At 63.0% G+C, this 19,247-nt stretch carries 13 protein-coding genes and 3 pseudogenes; 5 read left to right on the top strand and 11 right to left on the bottom strand.

Translation table 11 applies throughout. From position 1 onward, the window contains the following. Positions 1–28: 28 nt before the first annotated feature. Positions 29–1,024, bottom strand: a complete 996-nt coding sequence (locus tag G3T16_RS13330; RefSeq protein WP_163495677.1) for a hypothetical protein — start codon at positions 1,022–1,024, stop codon at positions 29–31. Positions 1,025–1,272: 248 nt separating this feature from the next. Between G3T16_RS13330 and G3T16_RS13325 the strand changes: the two genes are divergently transcribed. Together G3T16_RS13325 and pgi are read left to right on the top strand one after the other, a co-directional pair. Beyond that, positions 1,273–2,235: a polyprenyl synthetase family protein gene (locus tag G3T16_RS13325; protein ID WP_163495676.1), complete on the top strand. Its 963-nt coding sequence runs from the start codon at positions 1,273–1,275 to the stop codon at positions 2,233–2,235. 136 nt (positions 2,236–2,371) lie between these two features. Continuing rightward, positions 2,372–4,014 (top strand): annotated as a pseudogene (gene pgi, locus G3T16_RS13320) (glucose-6-phosphate isomerase). A gap of 209 nt (positions 4,015–4,223) precedes the next feature. On the opposite strand, the gene G3T16_RS13315 reads toward pgi, so the two are convergent. The 3 genes from G3T16_RS13315 to G3T16_RS13305 are packed head-to-tail and all read right to left on the bottom strand — an operon-like array spanning position 4,224 to position 7,857. Further along, on the bottom strand, positions 4,224–5,573 hold the full coding sequence (locus G3T16_RS13315) for a phosphohexomutase domain-containing protein (protein WP_163495675.1): 1,350 nt from the start codon (positions 5,571–5,573) through the stop codon (positions 4,224–4,226). Positions 5,574–5,590: 17 nt separating this feature from the next. Further along, positions 5,591–6,421 (bottom strand): UTP--glucose-1-phosphate uridylyltransferase GalU, encoded by an 831-nt coding sequence (gene galU / locus G3T16_RS13310; protein ID WP_163495674.1) that lies wholly within the window; start codon positions 6,419–6,421, stop codon positions 5,591–5,593. Continuing rightward, the gene (locus G3T16_RS13305; protein WP_269473225.1) at positions 6,418–7,857 is read right to left on the bottom strand and encodes a mannose-1-phosphate guanylyltransferase/mannose-6-phosphate isomerase; all 1,440 of its coding nucleotides are present in this window, start codon (positions 7,855–7,857) and stop codon (positions 6,418–6,420) included. The genes galU and G3T16_RS13305 overlap by 4 nt, the downstream gene beginning before the upstream one ends. Before the next feature lie 261 nt (positions 7,858–8,118). Here G3T16_RS13305 and fabA point away from each other — a divergent pair, with 261 nt between their 5' ends. Beyond that, entirely contained in the window at positions 8,119–8,634 is a 516-nt protein-coding gene (gene fabA / locus G3T16_RS13300; RefSeq protein WP_163495672.1) for a 3-hydroxyacyl-[acyl-carrier-protein] dehydratase FabA, read from the top strand. A 4-nt stretch (positions 8,635–8,638) separates the two neighbouring features. Further along, on the top strand, positions 8,639–9,862 hold the full coding sequence (gene fabB, locus G3T16_RS13295) for a beta-ketoacyl-ACP synthase I (protein WP_163495671.1): 1,224 nt from the start codon (positions 8,639–8,641) through the stop codon (positions 9,860–9,862). Between the two features lie 61 nt (positions 9,863–9,923). Here fabB and G3T16_RS13290 read toward each other — a convergent pair whose 3' ends face one another. The 5 genes and pseudogenes from G3T16_RS13290 to G3T16_RS13270 all read right to left on the bottom strand — a co-directional run bounded on the left by G3T16_RS13290 (position 9,924) and on the right by G3T16_RS13270 (position 14,420). Then, positions 9,924–11,126, bottom strand: coding sequence for a molybdopterin molybdotransferase MoeA (locus G3T16_RS13290; RefSeq protein WP_163495670.1), 1,203 nt, complete (start codon positions 11,124–11,126; stop codon positions 9,924–9,926). Further along, entirely contained in the window at positions 11,123–11,650 is a 528-nt protein-coding gene (gene moaB / locus G3T16_RS13285; RefSeq protein WP_163495669.1) for a molybdenum cofactor biosynthesis protein B, read from the bottom strand. The genes G3T16_RS13290 and moaB overlap by 4 nt, the downstream gene beginning before the upstream one ends. After that, positions 11,643–12,530, bottom strand: a complete 888-nt coding sequence (locus G3T16_RS13280) for a sugar nucleotide-binding protein (protein WP_163495668.1) — start codon at positions 12,528–12,530, stop codon at positions 11,643–11,645. The genes moaB and G3T16_RS13280 overlap by 8 nt, the downstream gene beginning before the upstream one ends. Positions 12,531–12,581: 51 nt before the next feature. Continuing rightward, a pseudogene (gene ssb, locus G3T16_RS21940) lies at positions 12,582–13,099 on the bottom strand (single-stranded DNA-binding protein). Positions 13,100–13,148: 49 nt separating this feature from the next. Continuing rightward, positions 13,149–14,420: an MFS transporter gene (locus G3T16_RS13270; protein WP_232059070.1), complete on the bottom strand. Its 1,272-nt coding sequence runs from the start codon at positions 14,418–14,420 to the stop codon at positions 13,149–13,151. 374 nt (positions 14,421–14,794) lie between these two features. On the opposite strand from G3T16_RS13270, the pseudogene uvrA reads away from it, so the two are divergent. Beyond that, positions 14,795–17,670, top strand: a pseudogene (gene uvrA, locus G3T16_RS13265) (excinuclease ABC subunit UvrA). A gap of 78 nt (positions 17,671–17,748) precedes the next feature. Here uvrA and rplQ read toward each other — a convergent pair. Continuing rightward, complete coding sequence (rplQ, locus tag G3T16_RS13260; RefSeq protein ID WP_163495667.1) at positions 17,749–18,153, bottom strand: 50S ribosomal protein L17; 405 nt, start codon at positions 18,151–18,153, stop codon at positions 17,749–17,751. A 67-nt stretch (positions 18,154–18,220) separates the two neighbouring features. After that, positions 18,221–19,225 (bottom strand): DNA-directed RNA polymerase subunit alpha, encoded by a 1,005-nt coding sequence (locus tag G3T16_RS13255; RefSeq protein WP_163495666.1) that lies wholly within the window; start codon positions 19,223–19,225, stop codon positions 18,221–18,223. Between the last annotated feature and the right edge of the window lie 22 nt (positions 19,226–19,247).

Raw genomic sequence — 19,247 nt, 5'->3', positions numbered from 1 at the left:
CCCCGAGCGGACTGTACCCGGGCAAGCGTCAGGTAAGGCGTGACGTGAGTGAGATAGTAGCCGGCCGTGAGGTACCAGGCATTGGACTCGGACAGGAAGCTGGGTCGGTGAATGTCCGTGCTCGCCCATTCACCCTGCAGCAGCCATCGGTCGTTCTGGTATTTGATGCCTGCCGAAAAGATTTCAAATCGTGAGCTTCCCCCCAGTAGCGGTTGGCAATGGTCAGCGCCTGCTCCCCGGCCGGACCCGGTACCGCTGCGCCAAATTGCGCCATGCCATCGAACAGGTTGGCGATGCGGGGCTGGCTGATTTCCGTCTTCGAGGTGCTGTAGCCCAGCTTGAACGTGGCGGGGCCGGACTCGGCGATGTACTGCAGGTTGAGCGCCTGGTCCACGTCGATCACGGCGCCGCCAGAGGTCTTGGTTTGGATACCACCATAGGAAAGCTGCAGGCTGTTGAATACCGTCCCTGTGGCAAAGCGGTACTGGAGATCAATGCCATCCTTGTTGGTGGCCGGGTTGACGTCATAGACCTCCTGGGGCGGGCGCACCCAGGGATAGGTGTAGCCGACCAGCCGGGTCTCCGATTCCAGAAACGGGCCCACAACCACGCGGCCGAGCCTGATGGTCAGATCCGGGCTGACCTGGTAGTCGGCATAGGCCCATTCCACCCTGGGACGATACTTTCCCTGGTAATCGTACTGGGCGACCACTTGCAGCACCGCGGACCATTGCGGGTTCACGTGGGCATTCAGCTGGGCTCCCAGCTTGCTGTCCACTGAAGCCGCCCACGATCTGGTCCGGCCGGCACCATCGGGTTGAAACGGACTACCCCTGAAATCCGCATCGTCCAGGCTGGAGTAGACCCCACCGAGAGTGCCGAAGCCGTTCAGGGAATACTCCGCAAAAGCCTCTCTGGCCCCCGCTTCGGGAGAGTGGACAGCGGTTGCCAGAAGCAGGGCAGCAACACCTGCAAGTCCATCGGGTATACGGATATCGCTGTATCTCGCCGGCTGAATCAGCATGGAGTCCCCAGGGCTTGCGCGCTGCCAGTGGGCCCTTCACAAGACCCTCTGCATTATAGTTTTTCCAGGAGCAGTTTACGACCCTGGCGGGTCCTGCGCAAAGCCTGGTTAGCGAACGTCACGCAGGGCCCGTCCTGTTCCGTCGCACGATGCAACGGCCGATAGCCGCAGGACACACACCACCCGCCGCTTGACAGCTCCGCGACCGCACCCTAGCATGCCCGGGCACTTACCACGCCTCCCATCCTATGCAGACAATACGCGCCAGCGTTGCCGGTGAATTCGAACAGATGAACCGGCTCATCATCGAGCAACTCCAGTCCCGGGTTCCCATGGTGGAAAACGTTGGCCACTATATTATTGACGCTGGCGGCAAGCGGCTGCGCCCCCTGCTGGCACTGCTGACAGGTGCCGCGCTCGGCGGTTGCCGGGCCAGCCATGTGACCTTTGCCGCGGTCATAGAGTTTATTCACACCGCCACGTTGCTGCATGACGACGTGGTTGACATCTCCAGCCTGCGCCGCGGCCGTCCCACTGCCAATGCCGCGTTCGGCAATGCCCCCAGTGTACTGGTGGGAGACTTTCTGTATACCCGGGCATTCCAGCTGATGGTGCAGCTGGAAAACATGCCGGTGCTGAGACACATGGCAGATACCACCAACACCATCGCCGAGGGCGAAGTCATGCAGCTGGCGCGGGCCGGCGACCCCGACACCAGCGAACAGGATTATCTCGATATCATCACCCGCAAGACTGGCGTCCTGTTTGCGGCTGCCTGCTTCGGCGCCGCGGTGCTCAGCCAGCGTCCGGCCGGGGAGCAGCAGCGGATGGCGGATTTCGGCCTGCACCTGGGCATTGCGTTCCAGATGATTGACGATGTCCTGGACTACGAGGGCGATGCCGCCACCATGGGCAAAAACGTGGGCGACGACCTGACCGAGGGCAAACCGACCCTGCCGCTGATCCACATCCTGCGCGAAGGCAGCACCGCCGAGCAGGCTCTGGTCAGGCATGCGATCAACGCCCGCACGGCGCAGGATATCGGGGCGATAGTCGCCGCAGTCCGGCGTTGCGGTGCCGCAGACTACACCCGGGAACAGGCCCGCCTGCACCACGATCTCGCGCTGCAGGCGCTGGACGGCCTGGGCGCGGGCGAGGCCCGCAACGCGCTGCAGGAACTGACCCGGCTTTCCCTGGAGCGGGATCACTAGCAGACTGCTGCCCGCCAGCCGTGAATGCCGCCACGTCCCGGCAGCGGGCGCTGTCGGTTGATCTACCGCAAATACCACAAATTGCAGCGCCCCGTGGCGCTGCCTATACTGAAGCCTCACTCCGGCGGGGCCTCCCATGACAGATACCGACACCCTCACCTCCCTGGCAGGCTGGCCATCAGTGCAGGCACTAGTGGCCAGGCTCGAGGATACCCCTGTGTCCACGCTATTTGCCGATGACTCGCGGCGGGCGGTGGACTTTAGCGTCAGCGCCGCCGGCCTGACGCTGGACTATTCCAGGCAACTGCTGTGTCGCGACAGCCTGGCGGCACTGCTGCAGCTAGCGGTCCAGGCGCAATTGCCCAGCCGGGCCCGGGAGCTGGTCGGCGGCGCGCCGCTGAACAACACCGAAGCGCGGCCCGCCCTGCACAGCTTGCTGCGGGCCCGGCAGGCGCCGGCCGCCCTGGAGGCGGAGTTCAGCGAGGTCCAGCAGACCCGGGAACGGATGCGGAGCTGGAGCGAACGGCTCAACCAGGGCCACCAGAAGGGCTTTTCCGGCCGGCCCATCACCGACATCGTCAACATCGGTATCGGTGGCTCGGATCTGGGGCCACGCCTTGTCAGCGAGGCTCTGCGGCCATTCCAGGGCCTGCTGGACTGTCACTACGTGGCCAATGTCGATCCCGCCGACCTGCAGCACACCCTGCAGGGTCTTGACCCGGGCTCTACCCTGTTCATCATCTGCTCCAAGTCCTTCCGCACCGAGGAAACCCTGGCCAACGGCCTGGCCGCACGGGAGTGGCTGCTGCAGGCCGGCGCCAGCAGCGATGACCTCGACAAGCACTTCCTGGCCATCACCACCAATCTCGCGGCCGCGGAGGCCTTCGGAGTGCCCGTCGGCAACTGCCTGCCGCTGTGGGACTGGGTCGGAGGACGTTACTCGGTGTGGTCGGCGGTGGGGCTGAGCTGCGCCATTGCGCTGGGCTGGGACAATTTTACCGAGCTGCTGGCAGGGGCCGCTGCGATGGACAGCCACTTCCTCGAAGCGGAGCCCGGCGCCAACATGCCGATGCTGATGAGCCTGCTGGAGATCTGGTACTGCAACGGCTTCGGCGCCGGCAATCATGTGGTACTGCCCTACGACCAGAGCCTGCGGCGGCTGCCGGATTTCCTGCAGCAACTGACGATGGAAAGCAATGGCAAGCGGGTGAGCCGTGATGGCGCCCCGCTGGCCTACCAGACCGCGCCGGTATTGTGGGGTGCCGCCGGCACCATGGGACAGCACTCCTTCCACCAGCTACTGCACCAGGGAACCCGGCTGTGTCCGGTCGACTTCATCCTGCCACTGACCACCCACACCGGCATGGCCGAACAGCACCGGATGCTGGTGGCCAATGGCCTGGCCCAGAGCCGCGCACTGATGATTGGCCGCAGCGAGGACGCCGCCCGGGACAGCCTGGTGCAGCGCGGCCTGGACCGGGCCGAGGCCGAACGCCTGGCACCACACCTGGCAATGCCGGGCAGCAGGCCCAGCAGCGTGATCAGCCTGGACGCGGTAACCCCCACAGCCTGGGTGCGCTGCTGGCCCTGTATGAACACAGGACCTTTTGCAGCGGCCAGCTGTGGGGTATCAACCCCTTTGACCAGTGGGGCGTGGAGCTGGGCAAGGAGATCGGCGTGGAGATCCTGGGGCGCATGCAGGACGACGAGGCCGGGCCGGCAATGGACCCGGCCACGGAGCGATTGCTGGCCCAGTGGCGAGCGGCACAGCCTGGCTAGTGTGGTACTGTCTGAGCTAAGAATGGAACTTACTTCAGGATTTGGACTTTGTAGCCCGGTCAACATCCTGGGAGGGTGCTTTCGAGACACGCCGTAAACCCGTCCCTGGGGGCTCGGATGCGACATCCATGTCGCATACGGTCTCGAAAGCACCCTCCCAGGACGCTGACCTCCCATGGGAGTGAGCCAAAGTAGGTGCCACTCGTCTACTAAATATCCAGCAACGCCAGCAGTTCAGCGGTTTTTGCCTCCATCAGCGCGCTGTCGCCCCGGCTCTCAACATTCAGCCGCACCACCGGCTCGGTGTTGGAGCAGCGCAGGTTGAAGCGCCACTGCTCGAATGCCATGCTGAGGCCGTCCACCTCCTCCACCTGCAGCGCCTCGGGCCCATAGTGTCGTGCTACCGCCTCCAGTGCCGCGGCCGGATCGGCGATGCTGCGATTGATCTCCCCGCTGCAGGGAAAGGCCGCCACCCGCTCCGCCACCAGCTCTGACAGGGTCTGGCCGCGGCTGCCGAGCAGGGCCGCCACCAGCAGCCAGGGAATCATGCCGCTGTCACAGTAGGCAAAGTCACGAAAGTAGTGGTGGGCGCTCATCTCACCGCCGTAGACCGCATTTTCCAGCCGCATGCGCTCCTTGATAAACGCATGTCCGGTCTTGCTCTGCACTGCGCGCCCTCCCATCCCCTCCACCAGCGCGACCGTATTCCAGGTCAACCGCGGGTCGTGCACGATACTGGCACCGGGATGGTCCTTCAGGAAGGCCTCTGCCAGCAGGCCGACCAGGTAGTAGCCCTCGACAAAGTCCCCGTGTTCATCAAAAAAGAAGCAGCGATCGAAGTCGCCGTCCCAGGCGATGCCGAGATCGGCTCGCTGCGCCACCACCGCGGCGCTGGTCACGGCCCTGTTCTCCGGCAGCAGTGGATTGGGGACGCCATTGGGAAAGTGGCCGTCGGGCTGGTGGTGCAGCTTGATAAATTCGAACGGCAACCGCGGTTCCAGCAGATCTATCACCCGGCCGGCACCGCCATTGCCGGCATCGACCACGATGCGCAGTGGCGGTAGCGACGCCACCTCCACGTAGCCCAGCAGGTGTTCAATATAGGCGCCAGAGGTGTCCAGCTGCCGCAGCTGGCCCGGGCTGGCGGCAGCGGATAACTGATTGCTGCAGACCAGGTCACGGATCGCGAACAGGCCACTGTCGCCGGAAATTGGCCGCGACTGTTCGCGCACGAACTTCATCCCGTTGTAGTCTTTCGGATTGTGGCTTGCGGTAACCACGATGCCGCCGTCCATCTGGGCGTGGGAGGTGGCGAAGTAAATCTCCTCGGTGCCACACAGGCCAATGTCGTAGACATCCACACCCTGCATCAGCAGGCCTTCCGCCAGTGCGGCCTTGATCGATTCACTGCTCAGACGGATATCGTGCCCCAGCACGACCTTGCGCGGCCTGATCACCTCGGCATAGGCGCGGCCGATACGGCGGGCGATGTCCTCGTTGAGCTGGTCAGGTACGCGCCCACGCACATCGTAGGCCTTGAAACATTCTGCTGCCTGCAAGGTCACCGGCTCCTGTATCACTTGGGCGAATAGTGGTTTTCATACACATAGTTGGTGGCTTCGACAAAACCGGGAACGCTGCCGCAATCAAAGCGCCGCCCCTTGAACCGGTAGGCCATCACGCAGCCCCGCTCGGCCTGGGTTTGCAGCGCATCGGTCAGCTGTATCTCGCCGTTGGCGCCCGGCGGCGTATCGCGGAGAATATCGAAAATATCCGGCGTCAGAATATAGCGGCCGATGATGGCCAGGTTGGACGGGGCCACATCCGGCTGCGGTTTTTCGACCATTTTCTCCACCCGGTAGATACCGTCCCTGAGACTCTCCCCCGCGATCACACCGTATTTGTGCACATCCTCCTTCGGCACCTCCTGTATCGCCACGATGGAACAGCGGAATTGCCGGTACAGCTCCTCCATCTGGCTGAGTACGCCGGGGCCGTCGTCGTTCAGGCACAGATCGTCGGACAGGATCACCCCGAAGGCCTCGTTGCCGATCAGCGCCTCGCCGGTGAGAATGGCATGGCCCAGCCCCTTCATCTCGCGCTGGCGCACCATGGTGAACACGCCCTTGTCCAGCACGTTGCGGATACTCTCGAGATAGACTTCCTTGCCGGTGCCCGAGATCTGCTGTTCCAGCTCGAAGCTGATGTCAAAGTGATCGGCAATGGCGCGCTTGCCGCGCCCGGTCACCATCGCGCAGGTCGTCATCCCCGCCTCGATAGCCTCCTCTACCCCATACTGGACCAGCGGTTTGTTGACGATCGGCAGCATTTCCTTGGGCATGCTCTTGGTGGCCGGCAGGAAGCGGGTGCCATAACCGGCAACGGGAAACAGGCATTTCTGGATCATTGGGTTTTCTCCGTAGCTGAAGTGTTGGGTGTGTTGCGCCCGTAGACATCCTCAAAGCGGACAATGTCGTCTTCCCCCAGATAGGTTCCGGATTGAACTTCGATCAATTCCAATGGTATCCGGCCGGGGTTGGCCAGCCGGTGCTTGTGTCCCAGCGGGATATAAGTGGACTCGTCCTCGGCCAGCATGAAGACCTTGTCCTCGCAGGTCACCTCCGCAGTGCCATGCACCACGATCCAATGCTCGGCCCGGTGGTGATGCATCTGCAGGGAAAGGGTCTGGCCGGGATTGACGATGATGCGCTTGACCTGGAAGCGCTCCGCGGTGACCAGCGATTCATAGGAACCCCAGGGCCGGTAGACCCGCGAATGCAGGGCAACCTCGGGACGGTGCTCCTGCTTGAGACGATTGACGATGCGCTTCACATCCTGCACCTGATTGCGGTCGGCGACCAGAATGGCATCGGCAGTCTCTACCACCACCAGGTCGGCGACCCCGGTGGCCGCCACCAGGCGTGATTCACTGCGGAAGTAGCTGTCCCGGCAGTTGTCCAGCATGACATCGCCCTGGCACACATTGCCCTCCGGGTCCCGGGTGCCCACATCCCACAGCGCCGACCAGGCGCCGACATCACTCCAGCCGCAATCCAGGGCCACCACCCCGCCCTGGGCGGTATGCTCCATCACCGCGTAGTCGATGCTGTCCGCCGGACAGGCCCGAAACGCCTCGGCGTCCGGACGAATAAAATCCATATCGGCGGTAGCAGCGCTCATCGCGCGCCGGCAGGCAGCGAGCATCTCCGGCTGGAATTCGCCCAGCTGCTCCAGATAGGTCGCCGCGCGCAACAGGAACATGCCGCTGTTCCACAGGTAGCTGCCACTGTCCAGGTATGACTGCGCAGTGGCGGTGTCGGGTTTCTCTACGAAAGACTCCAACTCGAACAACTCATCGCCCAGCGCCGCGCCACAGCGAACATAGCCGTAGCCGGTCTCGGGGGCCGAGGGCACCACCCCGAAGGTCATCAACCGGCCGGCCCGGGCCAGCGGCAGGGCCCGGGTAACCGCCGCCGCAAACGCCGCAGTATCCCGTATCAGGTGGTCGGCCGGCAGCACCAGCAGCACCGCTTCCGGATCCCGCGCAAATTCCTGCAGCGCCGCCAGCGCCACGGCGGGTGCCGTGTTGCGCCCCTCGGGCTCCAGCAGCAGCGCGCTGGCGGTAATGCCGACCTGCCGCAGCTGCTCGGCCACCATGAACCTGTGCTCTTCATTGCAGACCACGATGGGTGGGCTGGATTCCAGATCGCCAGTGCGCTTCAGGGTTTGCTGCAGCATCGTGAGCTCACCCGCCAGCGCCAGAAACTGCTTGGGATGCAACTCCCTGGATACTGGCCACAGCCGGCTGCCGACGCCGCCAGAAAGCAAAACAGGTGTGAGCATGGCCATCCTCAAGGTCAAAATGATAGCGGCAGGCCGGCGATTTTCGCTGGCGCTGCATCGCAGACGTGCAAGACCACTATCTTAGCCGATGGATACCGGGGGAAGCCAGCGCGCGCCGCGCGGCGGCGCCGCGATGCTGGACTTGTGCCCCGCAGGTATTAGAATGGGCGGCCATGAACCGGTTTGCCCTCCCGCAGGCAGCCGTTTGCCTGATCCGCTGCTGTTGCAGCACTGACCCGAGGCTGGACTGGACAACACAATATGACTGGACAACACGCATTCACCAAAGAGGAGCTCCTGGCCTGCGGGATGGGAGAGCTCTTCGGTGCCGGCAATGCGCAATTGCCAATCGGCAAAATGCTGATGCTGGATCGCATTACTCATGTCAGTTCCGAGGGCGGACACTACGGCAAGGGCGAAATTATTGCAGAACTCGACATCCATCCCGACCTCTGGTTTTTCCAGTGTCATTTTCCCGGTGATCCGGTCATGCCCGGTTGCCTGGGGCTGGATGCCATGTGGCAACTACTGGGATTTTTTCTGGGCTGGCGCGGCAATCCCGGTCGCGGACGCGCGCTGGGCTCCGGTGAGGTAAAATTTACCGGCCAGATCCTGCCCACCGCGCACAAAGTGGTCTATCACATACATATGAAGCGGATCATAGAACGCCGCCTGATCATGGGCATTGCAGACGGCATCGTGGCCGTCGACGGGCGTGAAATCTACACAGCCAACGACCTGCGGGTAGGGTTGTTCAAGTCAACGGAGTCTTTCTAGCACTATGGACAAACGGGTAGTAATCACTGGCCTGGGCATTGTCTCCTGCCTGGGCAACGATGCCGATTCGGTCGCTGATGCACTGTTCCACGGCCGCTCGGGCATAGCACTGCGCCAGGAGCAGATCGACATGGGCATGCGCTCACATGTCGCTGGAGCACCGCAGATCGACGTGTCGGAACATATCGACCGCAAGCAACTGCGCTTCATGGCCGACGCCGCCGCCTACGCCTATATCTCGATGCAACAGGCGATAGCGGATGCGGGCCTGGAAACCGCACAGGTCTCCAATGTCCGCACCGGCATCATCGCCGGCTCCGGTGGCGCCTCCTCCGCCAGCCAGACCGAGGCTGCGGACATTCTACGCGAGCGCGGCCTGCGCCGGGTGGGGCCCTACCGGGTGACTCAGACCATGGGCAGCACCGTTTCTGCCTGTCTGGCGACTCCCTTCAAGATCAAGGGCGTCAACTATTCCATTTCCTCCGCCTGCTCCACCAGCGCCCACTGCATCGGCAGCGCGATGGAGCAGATCCAGCTGGGCAAGCAGGACCTGGTCTTTGCCGGCGGGGGTGAGGAGCTGCACTGGACACTCAGCAGCCTGTTCGACGCGATGGGCGCGCTGTCCACCAAGTACAACGACAATCCCGAACGCGCATCCAGGGCCTACGATGCCCATCGCGACGGCTTCGTGATTGCCGGGGGTGGCGGCATGCTGGTGGTGGAGGAGCTGGAACACGCCCGCGCCCGGGGAGCGAAGATCTACGCCGAGCTGGTGGGTTACGGCGCCACTTCGGACGGCTACGACATGGTGGCCCCCTCTGGCGAGGGTGCGGTACGGTGCATGCAGCAGGCGCTGGCCACGGTGCAGGGGCCGGTGGCCTATATCAATGCCCACGGCACCAGCACGCCAGCCGGAGACATCCAGGAGCTAAAAGCGGTACGCGAGGCCTACCGGGACCAGGATATTCCCGTGATCGGCTCCACCAAGTCCCTGACCGGCCACTCACTGGGGGCCGCCGGTGTGCAGGAGGCGATCTACTCGTTGCTGATGCAGCAGCGCGGCTTTATCGCCGCCTCTGCCAATATCGAGACCCTGGATCCGGAGGCCGAGGGCCTGCCCATCGCCATCCAGCGGCAGGACAATGTGGATCTGCAGCGGGTGATGTCCAACAGCTTCGGCTTCGGCGGCACCAACGCCTCGCTGGTCTTTCAAAAATTCAGCGACTGAACAGCGCGATGATCTGAACCGGGGCCTCCATGTGCGGCCGAAGGGCCGCCCAAGGACGCACTCAGGTCAGCAGGTCCAGCAGCATGACCTCGACCCGGTCGCCTGGCGCCACTGTCGTGCCCTCGGGTACCACAGCCAGCGCATTGCTGTGGGCCACGGAGGTGAGCACGCCGGAGCTCTGGTTCGCAAATCGCCGCGCCACCAGCTCGCCTTGCTCGGCGGCAACGGTGACCCGCAGATAATCCCGCCGTATACCTGGTTTCTCCACCGCGAAGTCCGCCCGCGCAGTCAGCTGCGGAGGCGGTTCCTCCAGTGCGCCCTGGCAGCGCAGCAGAAAGGGCCTCGCCAACACACAGAAGGTCACGAACACCGATGCCGGGTTACCGGGCAAGCCGAGGAAGGGCACTCCCCCCAGCTTGCCAAACGCAAAGGGCTTGCCCGGCTTGAGGGCCAGGCGCCAAAGAAACAATTCACCCAATTGCTCCAGTTGCCGCCTGACATGGTCTTCCTCTCCCACCGACACGCCGCCGGAGGAAATCACGCAGTCCGCCTCGGCCGCGGCCTGCTGCAGCGCGCTGGCAGTTGCCGCCGGGTCATCCCCGACCACCGGGCCCGTCACCACCTCCATATTGAGGCTCTGCAGCAGGCCCGCCAGGGTGAAGCGGTTGGAGTTGTACAACTGGCCGGGCTGCAACGGGCCCTGGCCGGGTTCGCGCAGTTCATCGCCGGTCGCCAGCACGGCCACCCGCAGGGGCCGGTAAACCGGCACTTCGGCACAGCCCACTGAGGCGAGCAGCCCCAGATCCTGGGCCCGCAGGCGCCGACCCCGGCTCAGCACCCGCGTTCCCGTGGCGATATCCTGGCCACGGGGACGGATATTGTCCCCGCGTTCAACCTCACCCTCGATCCACAGGCGCCCGCCCCGCTCGCAGCAACGCTCCTGCATCACCACGGTATCCGCGCCGGCCGGTATTGCTGCACCGGTAAAAATCCGGGCTGCGGTGGCTGGCGCCAGCGGTGCCGACGCCCCGCCGGCAGCGATGCGCTGCGCAATCACCGGACCCTGTCCTGCCTCGGCAGCCCGCAGCGCGTAGCCATCCATCGCACTGTTGTCCACGCCCGGCACGTCAATCGCAGCCTGCACATCGCGGGCGAGGACACAGCCACGGACCTCCAGCAAGGGTCTCAATACGATCTCGGGCGGAGGCGGCGACTGCTGACAGATTTGCGCCAGTGCCTCCTCTACCGGAATCAGCCTGCTCACGGCTCCTGTCCGCCCACCCGCAGCACGCCGACGAAATTGCAGGGGCGATGTGCGGCATCCAGCTGTTCGCGAATGATACCGTTCCAGGCGGTGCGACAGGCGCCGGTCGAACCCGGCATGCAGAAAATGACGGTACGGTTTGCCAGACCCGCAAGTGCTCGCGACTGTATTGTCGAGGAGCCGATCTCGGTCAGGGACAGCGCGCGGAAGGTTTCGCCGAAGCCGTGGATTATCTTGTCCAGCAGTGGCGCCACCGCCTCGGGGGTGGAGTCGCGGCCGGAAAACCCGGTGCCACCGGTGATCAGCACCGCGTTCACCGCCTCATCGGCAATCCAGCCCGACAGGACGGCCCGGATCTGGTAGATATCATCCCGGACGATGCATCGCTCACGGCACAGGTGGCCCGCCTGCTGCAACGCATCAATCAGATACTGGCCAGAAGTATCGGTGGTCTCGTTGCGAGTGTCGGAGACGGTGAGTACCGCAATAGTCAGCGCGGCGGACGCAGCATCGGGTTCAGACATGACGGGAACCTGCCTGTTGTTGGTGTTGATGAAAATACTCGCGCACGGTCTCGGCGACAAAACCACGCCAGGGCACCTGCTTGATCGCAAAGGTATTGCGGATCTGCCCACAGTACAAGATCCGGCTGCGCTGTCCTGTGTCTGCTGTGGTTGCCCGCAGCTGGACTGCGTCAGGTGAAAACTCGGAAAACTGTGAGGCCGACGCCAACAGCACCTCCGCGAATTCATAGCAATTGGTAGGGTCCGGGCTGCAGTAGTGAAACGTACCCCAGCCGTCAGCACCCGCGCCGAGCTGGTCCAGCATTCCTGCCAGCACCCTGGCGGCATCCGCGGCGGCAACCGGACAGCCCCGCTTCTGGTTATCGAGTAACAGTTTGCCGCCTGCCATCAGCTCATCCAGAATCCGGGGCAGCGCATTGCTGCCCTGCGCTGAAAACACCTGTCCCAGCCGCAGCACCAGGTGGCGCTCGCAACTGCTGCGCACCAGCGTCTCCGCACGCTGCAACAGCAGGCCCGGCTGCGCCTCCGCATCCGGGCTCTCATGCTCACGGTAGGGCCGTTCCGACTCTCCCGAGAATACCCGGGCACTGGACAACAACAGGTAGCCACCGCCGCTGCGCTGGCAGGATTTGGCAAGCCAGTGGCTGCGCTCCACATCCAGTTCGGTCAGGCGCTCGCCACTGTCCAGCACAGCCTGCAGCCTGACATCCACCACGATATCCGGCTTGTTCCGGCGAACCGCCTTTTTGGCGTGACGTTCACTCTTCCAGCGTGCGGTAGCGGTGGAGACCTGCTCCAGATCATGCCTGCCCCAGCGCTGTAGATGTTCCGTCAGGGCAAGCCCCAAAGCGGTATCAGATCCGATCAGCAAAACGCGCAACGAAGTAATGTCCCCAATCAGGCCTGCAGGTACGCCGCAGGAACTACGCGGTCAGAATGGAATGTCGTCGTCGAAGTCGCCAAAATCGCCCGCAGGGGACCACTGGATTGCTTCCCGCCACCTGCCGGGGCCTGGGGCGGGGCAGCCGCGGCCCGCTGCGGAGCGGGATTATTGCTGCTGCCGTAATCGTCCTGGGAATAGCCGCCTCCGCCAGTCTGCTGACCGCCACTGCGGCTATCGAGCATCTGCATTTCGGAGGCAACGATTTCGGTGGTGTAGCGGTCTTGCCCATCCTGCCCCTGCCACTTGCGGGTCCGCAGGGAGCCTTCGACATAAACTTTCGAGCCCTTTTTCAGGTATTCACCGGCAATTTCCGCCAGACGATTGAAGAATACCACCCGGTGCCACTCGGTTCGCTCCTGGGGCTGACCGGTCTGTTTGTCTTTCCAGCTCTCCGACGTGGCGACATTGACATTGGTCACAGCGCCGCCAGAGGGCATGTAACGGGTCTCTGGATCGGCGCCCAGGTTGCCCACCAGGATAACCTTGTTAACGCCCCGTGAAGCCATAGCAACTCCTCTGTCATGGACGGTTTGTGGATTGAGAGTATGCCGGCGACTATAGCAATCCCACCCCGCAATTGCACCAGCATTGTCGGCAAAGAAACATCAGATGTGCGTCAGCAGGAGCGGGGTCAGCTCGATGATGTTCCTGCGCTGCGGCGCAGTGCAGCGCGGGGAGCCGGCAATGCCCACAGCAGCCACAGCCCCCCAGGACCAGGCATAGCTCGATAAGACCGGCCACCCCGAAGCGCTGCAGCACCCAGCCGCCCGCCACCCCGCCGGCAAAAACGCCCAGAAACTGGGACGTGGAATAGATACCCAGCGCAGTGCCCTTGCCATCGGCAAACACCGCCTTGCTGACCATCGACGGCAGTGCCGCCTCCAGGTAATTGAAACCCACGAAGAACACCCACAGCCCGCCGTAGACCAGCCATGCCTGATGTGCCAGACCCAGTGTCGCCAGCGCCACCAGCAACAGTACAATGCTGCTGACAAAGGCCAGGTGAGGACGGCCGCCACGTTCGGCCAGGCGCATCATCGGCAGCATACCCAGCACTGAGAGCAGCACCACCGGCAGATAGACCTGCCAGTGATCCTCGCGCGCGATCCCCAGCGAATCCTGCAACATCCCCGGCACGAACTGGAAAATCGCCATCAGGATGAAATGCAGCGTAAATACGCCTGCATCCAGGCGCAGCAAGGTCACGTTGCGCAGACTGCGTCCCACCAGATTGCTGCGCGTGCCCACTTCCGCGTAGCGCGCACCACTGCGGTCGGGAGCAGGTACCTGCCAGACCACGATCGCGATGCCCGCCAGCGCCAGCAGCGCGGTCAGGCCGAATACCGCCTCCAGCCCCCCGAACCCCGCCACCACAGGACCCAGCACCAGGGCCAGCGCGAAGGCCAGCCCAATACTGGCGCCGACCACTGCCATGGCCTTGGTGCGCTGCTCTTCCCGGGTCAGGTCTGCCACCAGTGCCATGATGCTGCTGGCGATGGCGCCGGCTCCCTGCAATACCCTGCCGGCTATAATGCCGTAGATACTGTCAGCCACTGCAGCCAGCACGCTGCCGGCGGCAAAGATCAGCAGGCCGGCGATGATCACGGGCTTGCGTCCGACCCGGTCCGACAACCAGCCAAAAGGGATCTGCAGCAGCGCCTGACTGAGGCCATAGACACCCAGCGCGATGCCAATCAGCGCCGGCGTGGCACCCTCGAAATCCGCCGCATAGAGTGCCAGCAGCGGCAGCACCATGAACAGGCCCAGCATGCGGAAGTTGTACAGCAACGCCAGCGACGTTACCGAGCGCCTCTCCAGCGCGGTCATTGGATGTTCTGTAATCAAGGGAGGGACCAGCTAGCTTCGCGAAAAAACAGCGCTTTATACTACCAGCTTCAGGCGCGGGACGACATCCACAGCACGGCCTGGCGCTAACTCGCCAGATATTGTTGTCCCATACTTTTGCATACTATTTGGCCGGGGGGCCGACGGGGGGGTACTTCGAGCGCCGAGTCATCGACCAGGATGTGGGGCTCAAGACACCCCGGTTGATGGCTCGGTAATCGAAGTGCCGATCTCCCGTCCGCCGGTGCCTCCACCCTCGGAGCGAGCCCCTGGAACAGCAATATTGCCAGTATCATTTGCCTCGACAAAGCATCGCCCTATACTAGCGTGTTCAATCGGACTTCCCCCGGAGACTCATGGACACCATTCACGTCCGCGGCGCACGTACGCACAACCTGAAGAACATCGATCTGGACATTCCCCGGGACAAGCTGGTGGTGATCACCGGGCTGTCCGGCTCCGGCAAGTCCTCGCTGGCCTTTGATACCCTCTATGCCGAGGGGCAGCGGCGCTACGTGGAGTCCCTCTCAACCTATGCCCGGCAATTCCTGTCGATGATGGAAAAGCCGGACATGGATCATATCGAGGGCCTGTCGCCGGCAATTTCCATCGAACAGAAATCCACCTCCCACAACCCCCGCTCCACCGTCGGAACCATCACCGAAATCTACGACTATCTGCGGCTGCTGTTTGCCAGGGTCGGGGATCCGCGCTGCCCCGACCACGGCGAAAGCCTGCAGGCACAGACCGTGAGCCAGATGGTGGACTCTGTGCTGGCGCTGCCGGAAGGCAGCAAGCTGATGCTGCTGGCACCGGTGATACGCGGCCGCAAGGGCGAACACCTGCACGTCTTCGAGGGACTGCGGGCCTCCGGCTTTGTCCGCGCCAGGGTCAATGGCATCGTCACGGACCTCGATGACCTGCCCGCCCTCGACAAGAAACGCAAGCACACCATCGAGGTGGTGGTGGACCGTTTCAAGGTGCGCCCCGACCTGGCCCTGCGCCTGGCGGAATCCTTCGAAACGGCGCTGGGTCTCACCGAGGGTCTGGCCACCATCAGCTACATGGAGGGAAATGGCGAGGACATCATGTTTTCCTCCCGTTTCGCCTGCCCGGTCTGCGGCCACAGCATCGACGAGCTGGAGCCGCGCATGTTTTCCTTCAACAATCCGGCCGGCGCCTGCGGCAGCTGCGATGGCCTGGGAGTGAAGCAGTACTTCGACCCCAGCCGTATCGTGCTGCACCCCGAGGCCAGCCTGGCCAGTGGCGCCATTCGCGGCTGGGACCGCCGCAATGTGTACTACTTCCATATGCTGACCAGCCTGGCGGAACACTACGGCTTTTCCATCGACAAGCCCTTCGGCAAACTCAGCAAGAAGCATCGGCAAATCGTGCTGCACGGCAGCGGTGAGGAAGAGATTGCCTTCGCCTATGTCAACGACCGTGGTGATGTCTACCGGCGCACCCACCCGTTCGAGGGCATCATCCCCAATATGGAGCGCCGCTACCGTGACACTGAATCCCAGTCGGTGCGGGAGGAACTGGCCAAATTCCTGGCCAGCCAGCCCTGTCCCGAGTGCAACGGCACCCGTCTGCGGCGCGACGCACGTCACGTCTTTGTCGACGAGCGCAATCTCCCCAGCATAGCCGAAATGCCGGTAGGCGAAGCCGAGCTGTACTTTGGCCAGCTGCAGTTGCCCGGCCGCAGGGGTGAGATCGCCACCAAGATCCTCAAGGAATTGCGGGCCCGTTACCGCTTTCTGGTGGATGTGGGGCTGAACTACCTGACATTGAGCCGCAGCGCGGAAACCCTTTCGGGGGCGAGGCCCAGCGTATCCGGCTGGCCTCGCAGATCGGCGCCGGGCTGGTGGGCGTCATGTATATTCTCGATGAACCGTCCATCGGCCTGCACCAGCGCGACAACGAGCGTCTGCTGGGAACTCTGACGCATCTGCGGGACCTGGGCAATACCGTCCTGGTGGTGGAGCACGACGAGGATGCTATCCGCAGCGCCGACCATATCATCGATATCGGCCCCGGCGCCGGAGTACACGGTGGCCGCATCGTAGCCCAGGGCAAGCTGAAGGACATCATAGGCAACAAGGAATCCCTGACCGGCGCCTATCTGTCCGGCAAGCGCAGCATTGCCATCCCCTCCAGACGTACGCCCCGCGACCCGAAACGGCAACTGCTGCTCAAGGGAGCCAGCGGCAACAACCTGCAACAGGTCGACCTGGAACTGCCACTGGGGCTGTTGACCTGTATCACCGGCGTGTCGGGTTCCGGCAAGTCGACGTTGATCAACAATACCCTGTACCCGATCGCCGCCACCGAGCTCAATGGCGCCACCACACTCAATCCCGCGCCCTACAACAGCATCACCGGCATCGAACATATCGACAAGTGCATCGATATCGACCAGAGTCCCATCGGCCGCACCCCGCGCTCCAATCCGGCCACCTACACCGGCATTTTTACCCCGGTACGGGAGCTGTTTTCCGGCACCCACGAGGCACGGTCGCGGGGCTACAAGCCCGGCCGCTTCAGCTTCAACGTCAAGGGCGGCCGCTGCGAGGCCTGCCAGGGCGACGGCGTCACCAAGGTGGAGATGCACTTCCTGCCGGATATCTACGTGCCCTGCGACGTCTGCAAGGGCAAACGCTACAACCGCGAGACCCTGGAGATACGTTACAAAGGGAAGAACATCCACGAGGTGCTGGAGATGACGGTGGAGGACGCGCTGGCGTTTTTCGAGCCGGTACCGGCGCTCGCCCGCAAACTGCAGACGCTGATGGACGTGGGCCTGTCCTACATTCGTCTGGGGCAGGCAGCAACCACCTTGTCAGGCGGGGAGGCTCAGCGGGTGAAGCTGTCACGGGAGCTGTCCAAGCGCGACACCGGCCAGACGCTCTATATCCTGGATGAGCCCACTACCGGGCTGCACTTCGAGGATATCCGCCAGCTGCTGGATGTGCTGCACCGACTGCGGGATCACGGCAATACGGTGGTCATCATCGAACACAACCTGGACGTGATCAAGACCGCCGACTGGATCGTCGACCTGGGCCCCGAAGGCGGTTCGGGGGGAGGCCAGATCATTGCGACGGGTACGCCCGAGCAGGTAGCAAAGGTGAAGACCTCCTATACCGGCCAGTTTCTGGCGCCCATCCTCAAGCGCAAGACCGCAACCGGCAAAAGCAGGACTGCCCGCAAGTCCGGCAAGGCGGCCTGACAGCAGGATAGAAAGCTGACAGACGGATACAAAAAAGCCGGGATCCAGTCCCGGCTTTTTGGGTGAAGCGAGGGCGAATTACTCGCTGCTGCTACTGTCGTCGCTGCTGCTGTCACTGTCCCGCTGCGGACGATCAACCAACTCGACGTAGGCCATCGGCGCGTTGTCGCCGGAACGAAAGCCGCATTTCAGGATACGGATATAACCGCCGGGGCGCTCCTGGTAGCGCGGCCCAAGCTCGGTGAACAGCTTGCCTACTGCCGCCTTGTCGCGCATCCGATCGAAGGCCAGCCTGCGATTGGCCACGCTGTCGCTTTTGGCCAGGGTGATCAGCGGCTCGGCAAAGCTGCGCAACTCCTTGGCCTTGGGCAGGGTGGTCTTGATCAACTCGTGCTCAACCAGAGACACGGTCATGTTACGGAACATGGCCTTGCGGTGTGAACTGTTCCGGTTCAGCTGACGTCCACTGTGACGATGACGCATTTTTCCTATCCTATACTGTCTGTGCTATCTCAGCACTGCCATCTGGTAAACTCGGGTGCCCTGGGCCTTAAAGGCTCAACACCCGGTCGTCGTTTCTGAGGCTGGCTGGAGGCCAGTTGTCCAGGCGCATACCCAGCGACAAGCCGCGGGACGCCAGGACGTCTTTGATTTCGGTCAGTGATTTCTTGCCCAGGTTCGGGGTCTTCAACAGCTCGACCTCCGTGCGTTGAACCAGATCACCGATGTAGTAAATATTCTCCGCCTTCAGACAGTTGGCGGAACGTACCGTCAGCTCCAGGTCGTCCACCGGACGCAGCAGAATCGGATCGACTTCGTCCTCCTCGACCACCGACTCGGATTCGCTCTCGCTCTCCAGGTCAACAAATACGGCGAGCTGCTGTTGCAGGATCGTGGCGGCGCGGCGAATGGCTTCTTCGGGATCGATGGTACCGTTGGTCTCCAGATCCAGGATCAGCTTGTCCAGGTCAGTACGCTGCTCGACGCGGGCCGCTTCAACCACGTAGGACACCCGGCTGATGGGTGAAAATGTGGCATCCAGGTGCAGGCGGCCAATGGAACGGGTCTCCTCTTCCGGATTCTCGCGAGAGTCAGCCGGCGAATAGCCGCGCCCACGCGCCACGGTCAGCTTCATGCTGATATCCGAGCTGCCGTTCAGGTGGCAGATAATATGTTCAGGGTTGCGGATCTCAATATCGTGATCGACCTGGATATCACCGGCGGTCACCGGGCCAGGGCCTTTCTTGATCAGGGCGAGTTCGGCCTCGTCCTTGCCGTTCATGACCAGTGCTACGCCCTTGAGGTTGAGCAGGATCTCGATAACGTCTTCCTGCACGCCCTCAATCGCACCGTACTCGTGCAGGACACCCTCTATCTCTACTTCAATGATCGCGCAGCCGGGCATGGAAGACAGCAGTATGCGACGCAGGGCGTTGCCCAGGGTGTGACCGAAACCACGCTCCAGAGGCTCCAGGGTGACCTGGGCGCGCGTACTGGTCTTCTCTTCGACATTGATTACACGCGGAGTCAAAAATTCGTTTACTGCAGTCTGCATTCTGGCACCTGTATTGGTAGGT

The sequence above is a fragment of the Kineobactrum salinum genome, from assembly GCF_010669285.1.
Taxonomy (GTDB): domain Bacteria; phylum Pseudomonadota; class Gammaproteobacteria; order Pseudomonadales; family Halieaceae; genus Kineobactrum; species Kineobactrum salinum.
This window is presented reverse-complemented; position numbering and strand designations above follow the sequence as displayed.

Bases quoted from the DNA above. Each gene is read 5' to 3' on its own strand.
- G3T16_RS13330 (WP_163495677.1), bottom strand. From the start codon at position 1,024: ATGCTGATTCAGCCGGCGAGATACAGCGATATCCGTATACCCGATGGA.
- G3T16_RS13325 (WP_163495676.1), top strand. From the start codon at position 1,273: ATGCAGACAATACGCGCCAGCGTTGCCGGTGAATTCGAACAGATGAAC.
- galU (WP_163495674.1), bottom strand. From the start codon at position 6,421: ATGATCCAGAAATGCCTGTTTCCCGTTGCCGGTTATGGCACCCGCTTC.
- G3T16_RS13305 (WP_269473225.1), bottom strand. From the start codon at position 7,857: ATGCTCACACCTGTTTTGCTTTCTGGCGGCGTCGGCAGCCGGCTGTGG.
- fabA (WP_163495672.1), top strand. From the start codon at position 8,119: ATGACTGGACAACACGCATTCACCAAAGAGGAGCTCCTGGCCTGCGGG.
- fabB (WP_163495671.1), top strand. From the start codon at position 8,639: ATGGACAAACGGGTAGTAATCACTGGCCTGGGCATTGTCTCCTGCCTG.
- moaB (WP_163495669.1), bottom strand. From the start codon at position 11,650: ATGTCTGAACCCGATGCTGCGTCCGCCGCGCTGACTATTGCGGTACTC.
- G3T16_RS13270 (WP_232059070.1), bottom strand. From the start codon at position 14,420: ATGACCGCGCTGGAGAGGCGCTCGGTAACGTCGCTGGCGTTGCTGTAC.
- rplQ (WP_163495667.1), bottom strand. From the start codon at position 18,153: ATGCGTCATCGTCACAGTGGACGTCAGCTGAACCGGAACAGTTCACAC.
- G3T16_RS13255 (WP_163495666.1), bottom strand. From the start codon at position 19,225: ATGCAGACTGCAGTAAACGAATTTTTGACTCCGCGTGTAATCAATGTC.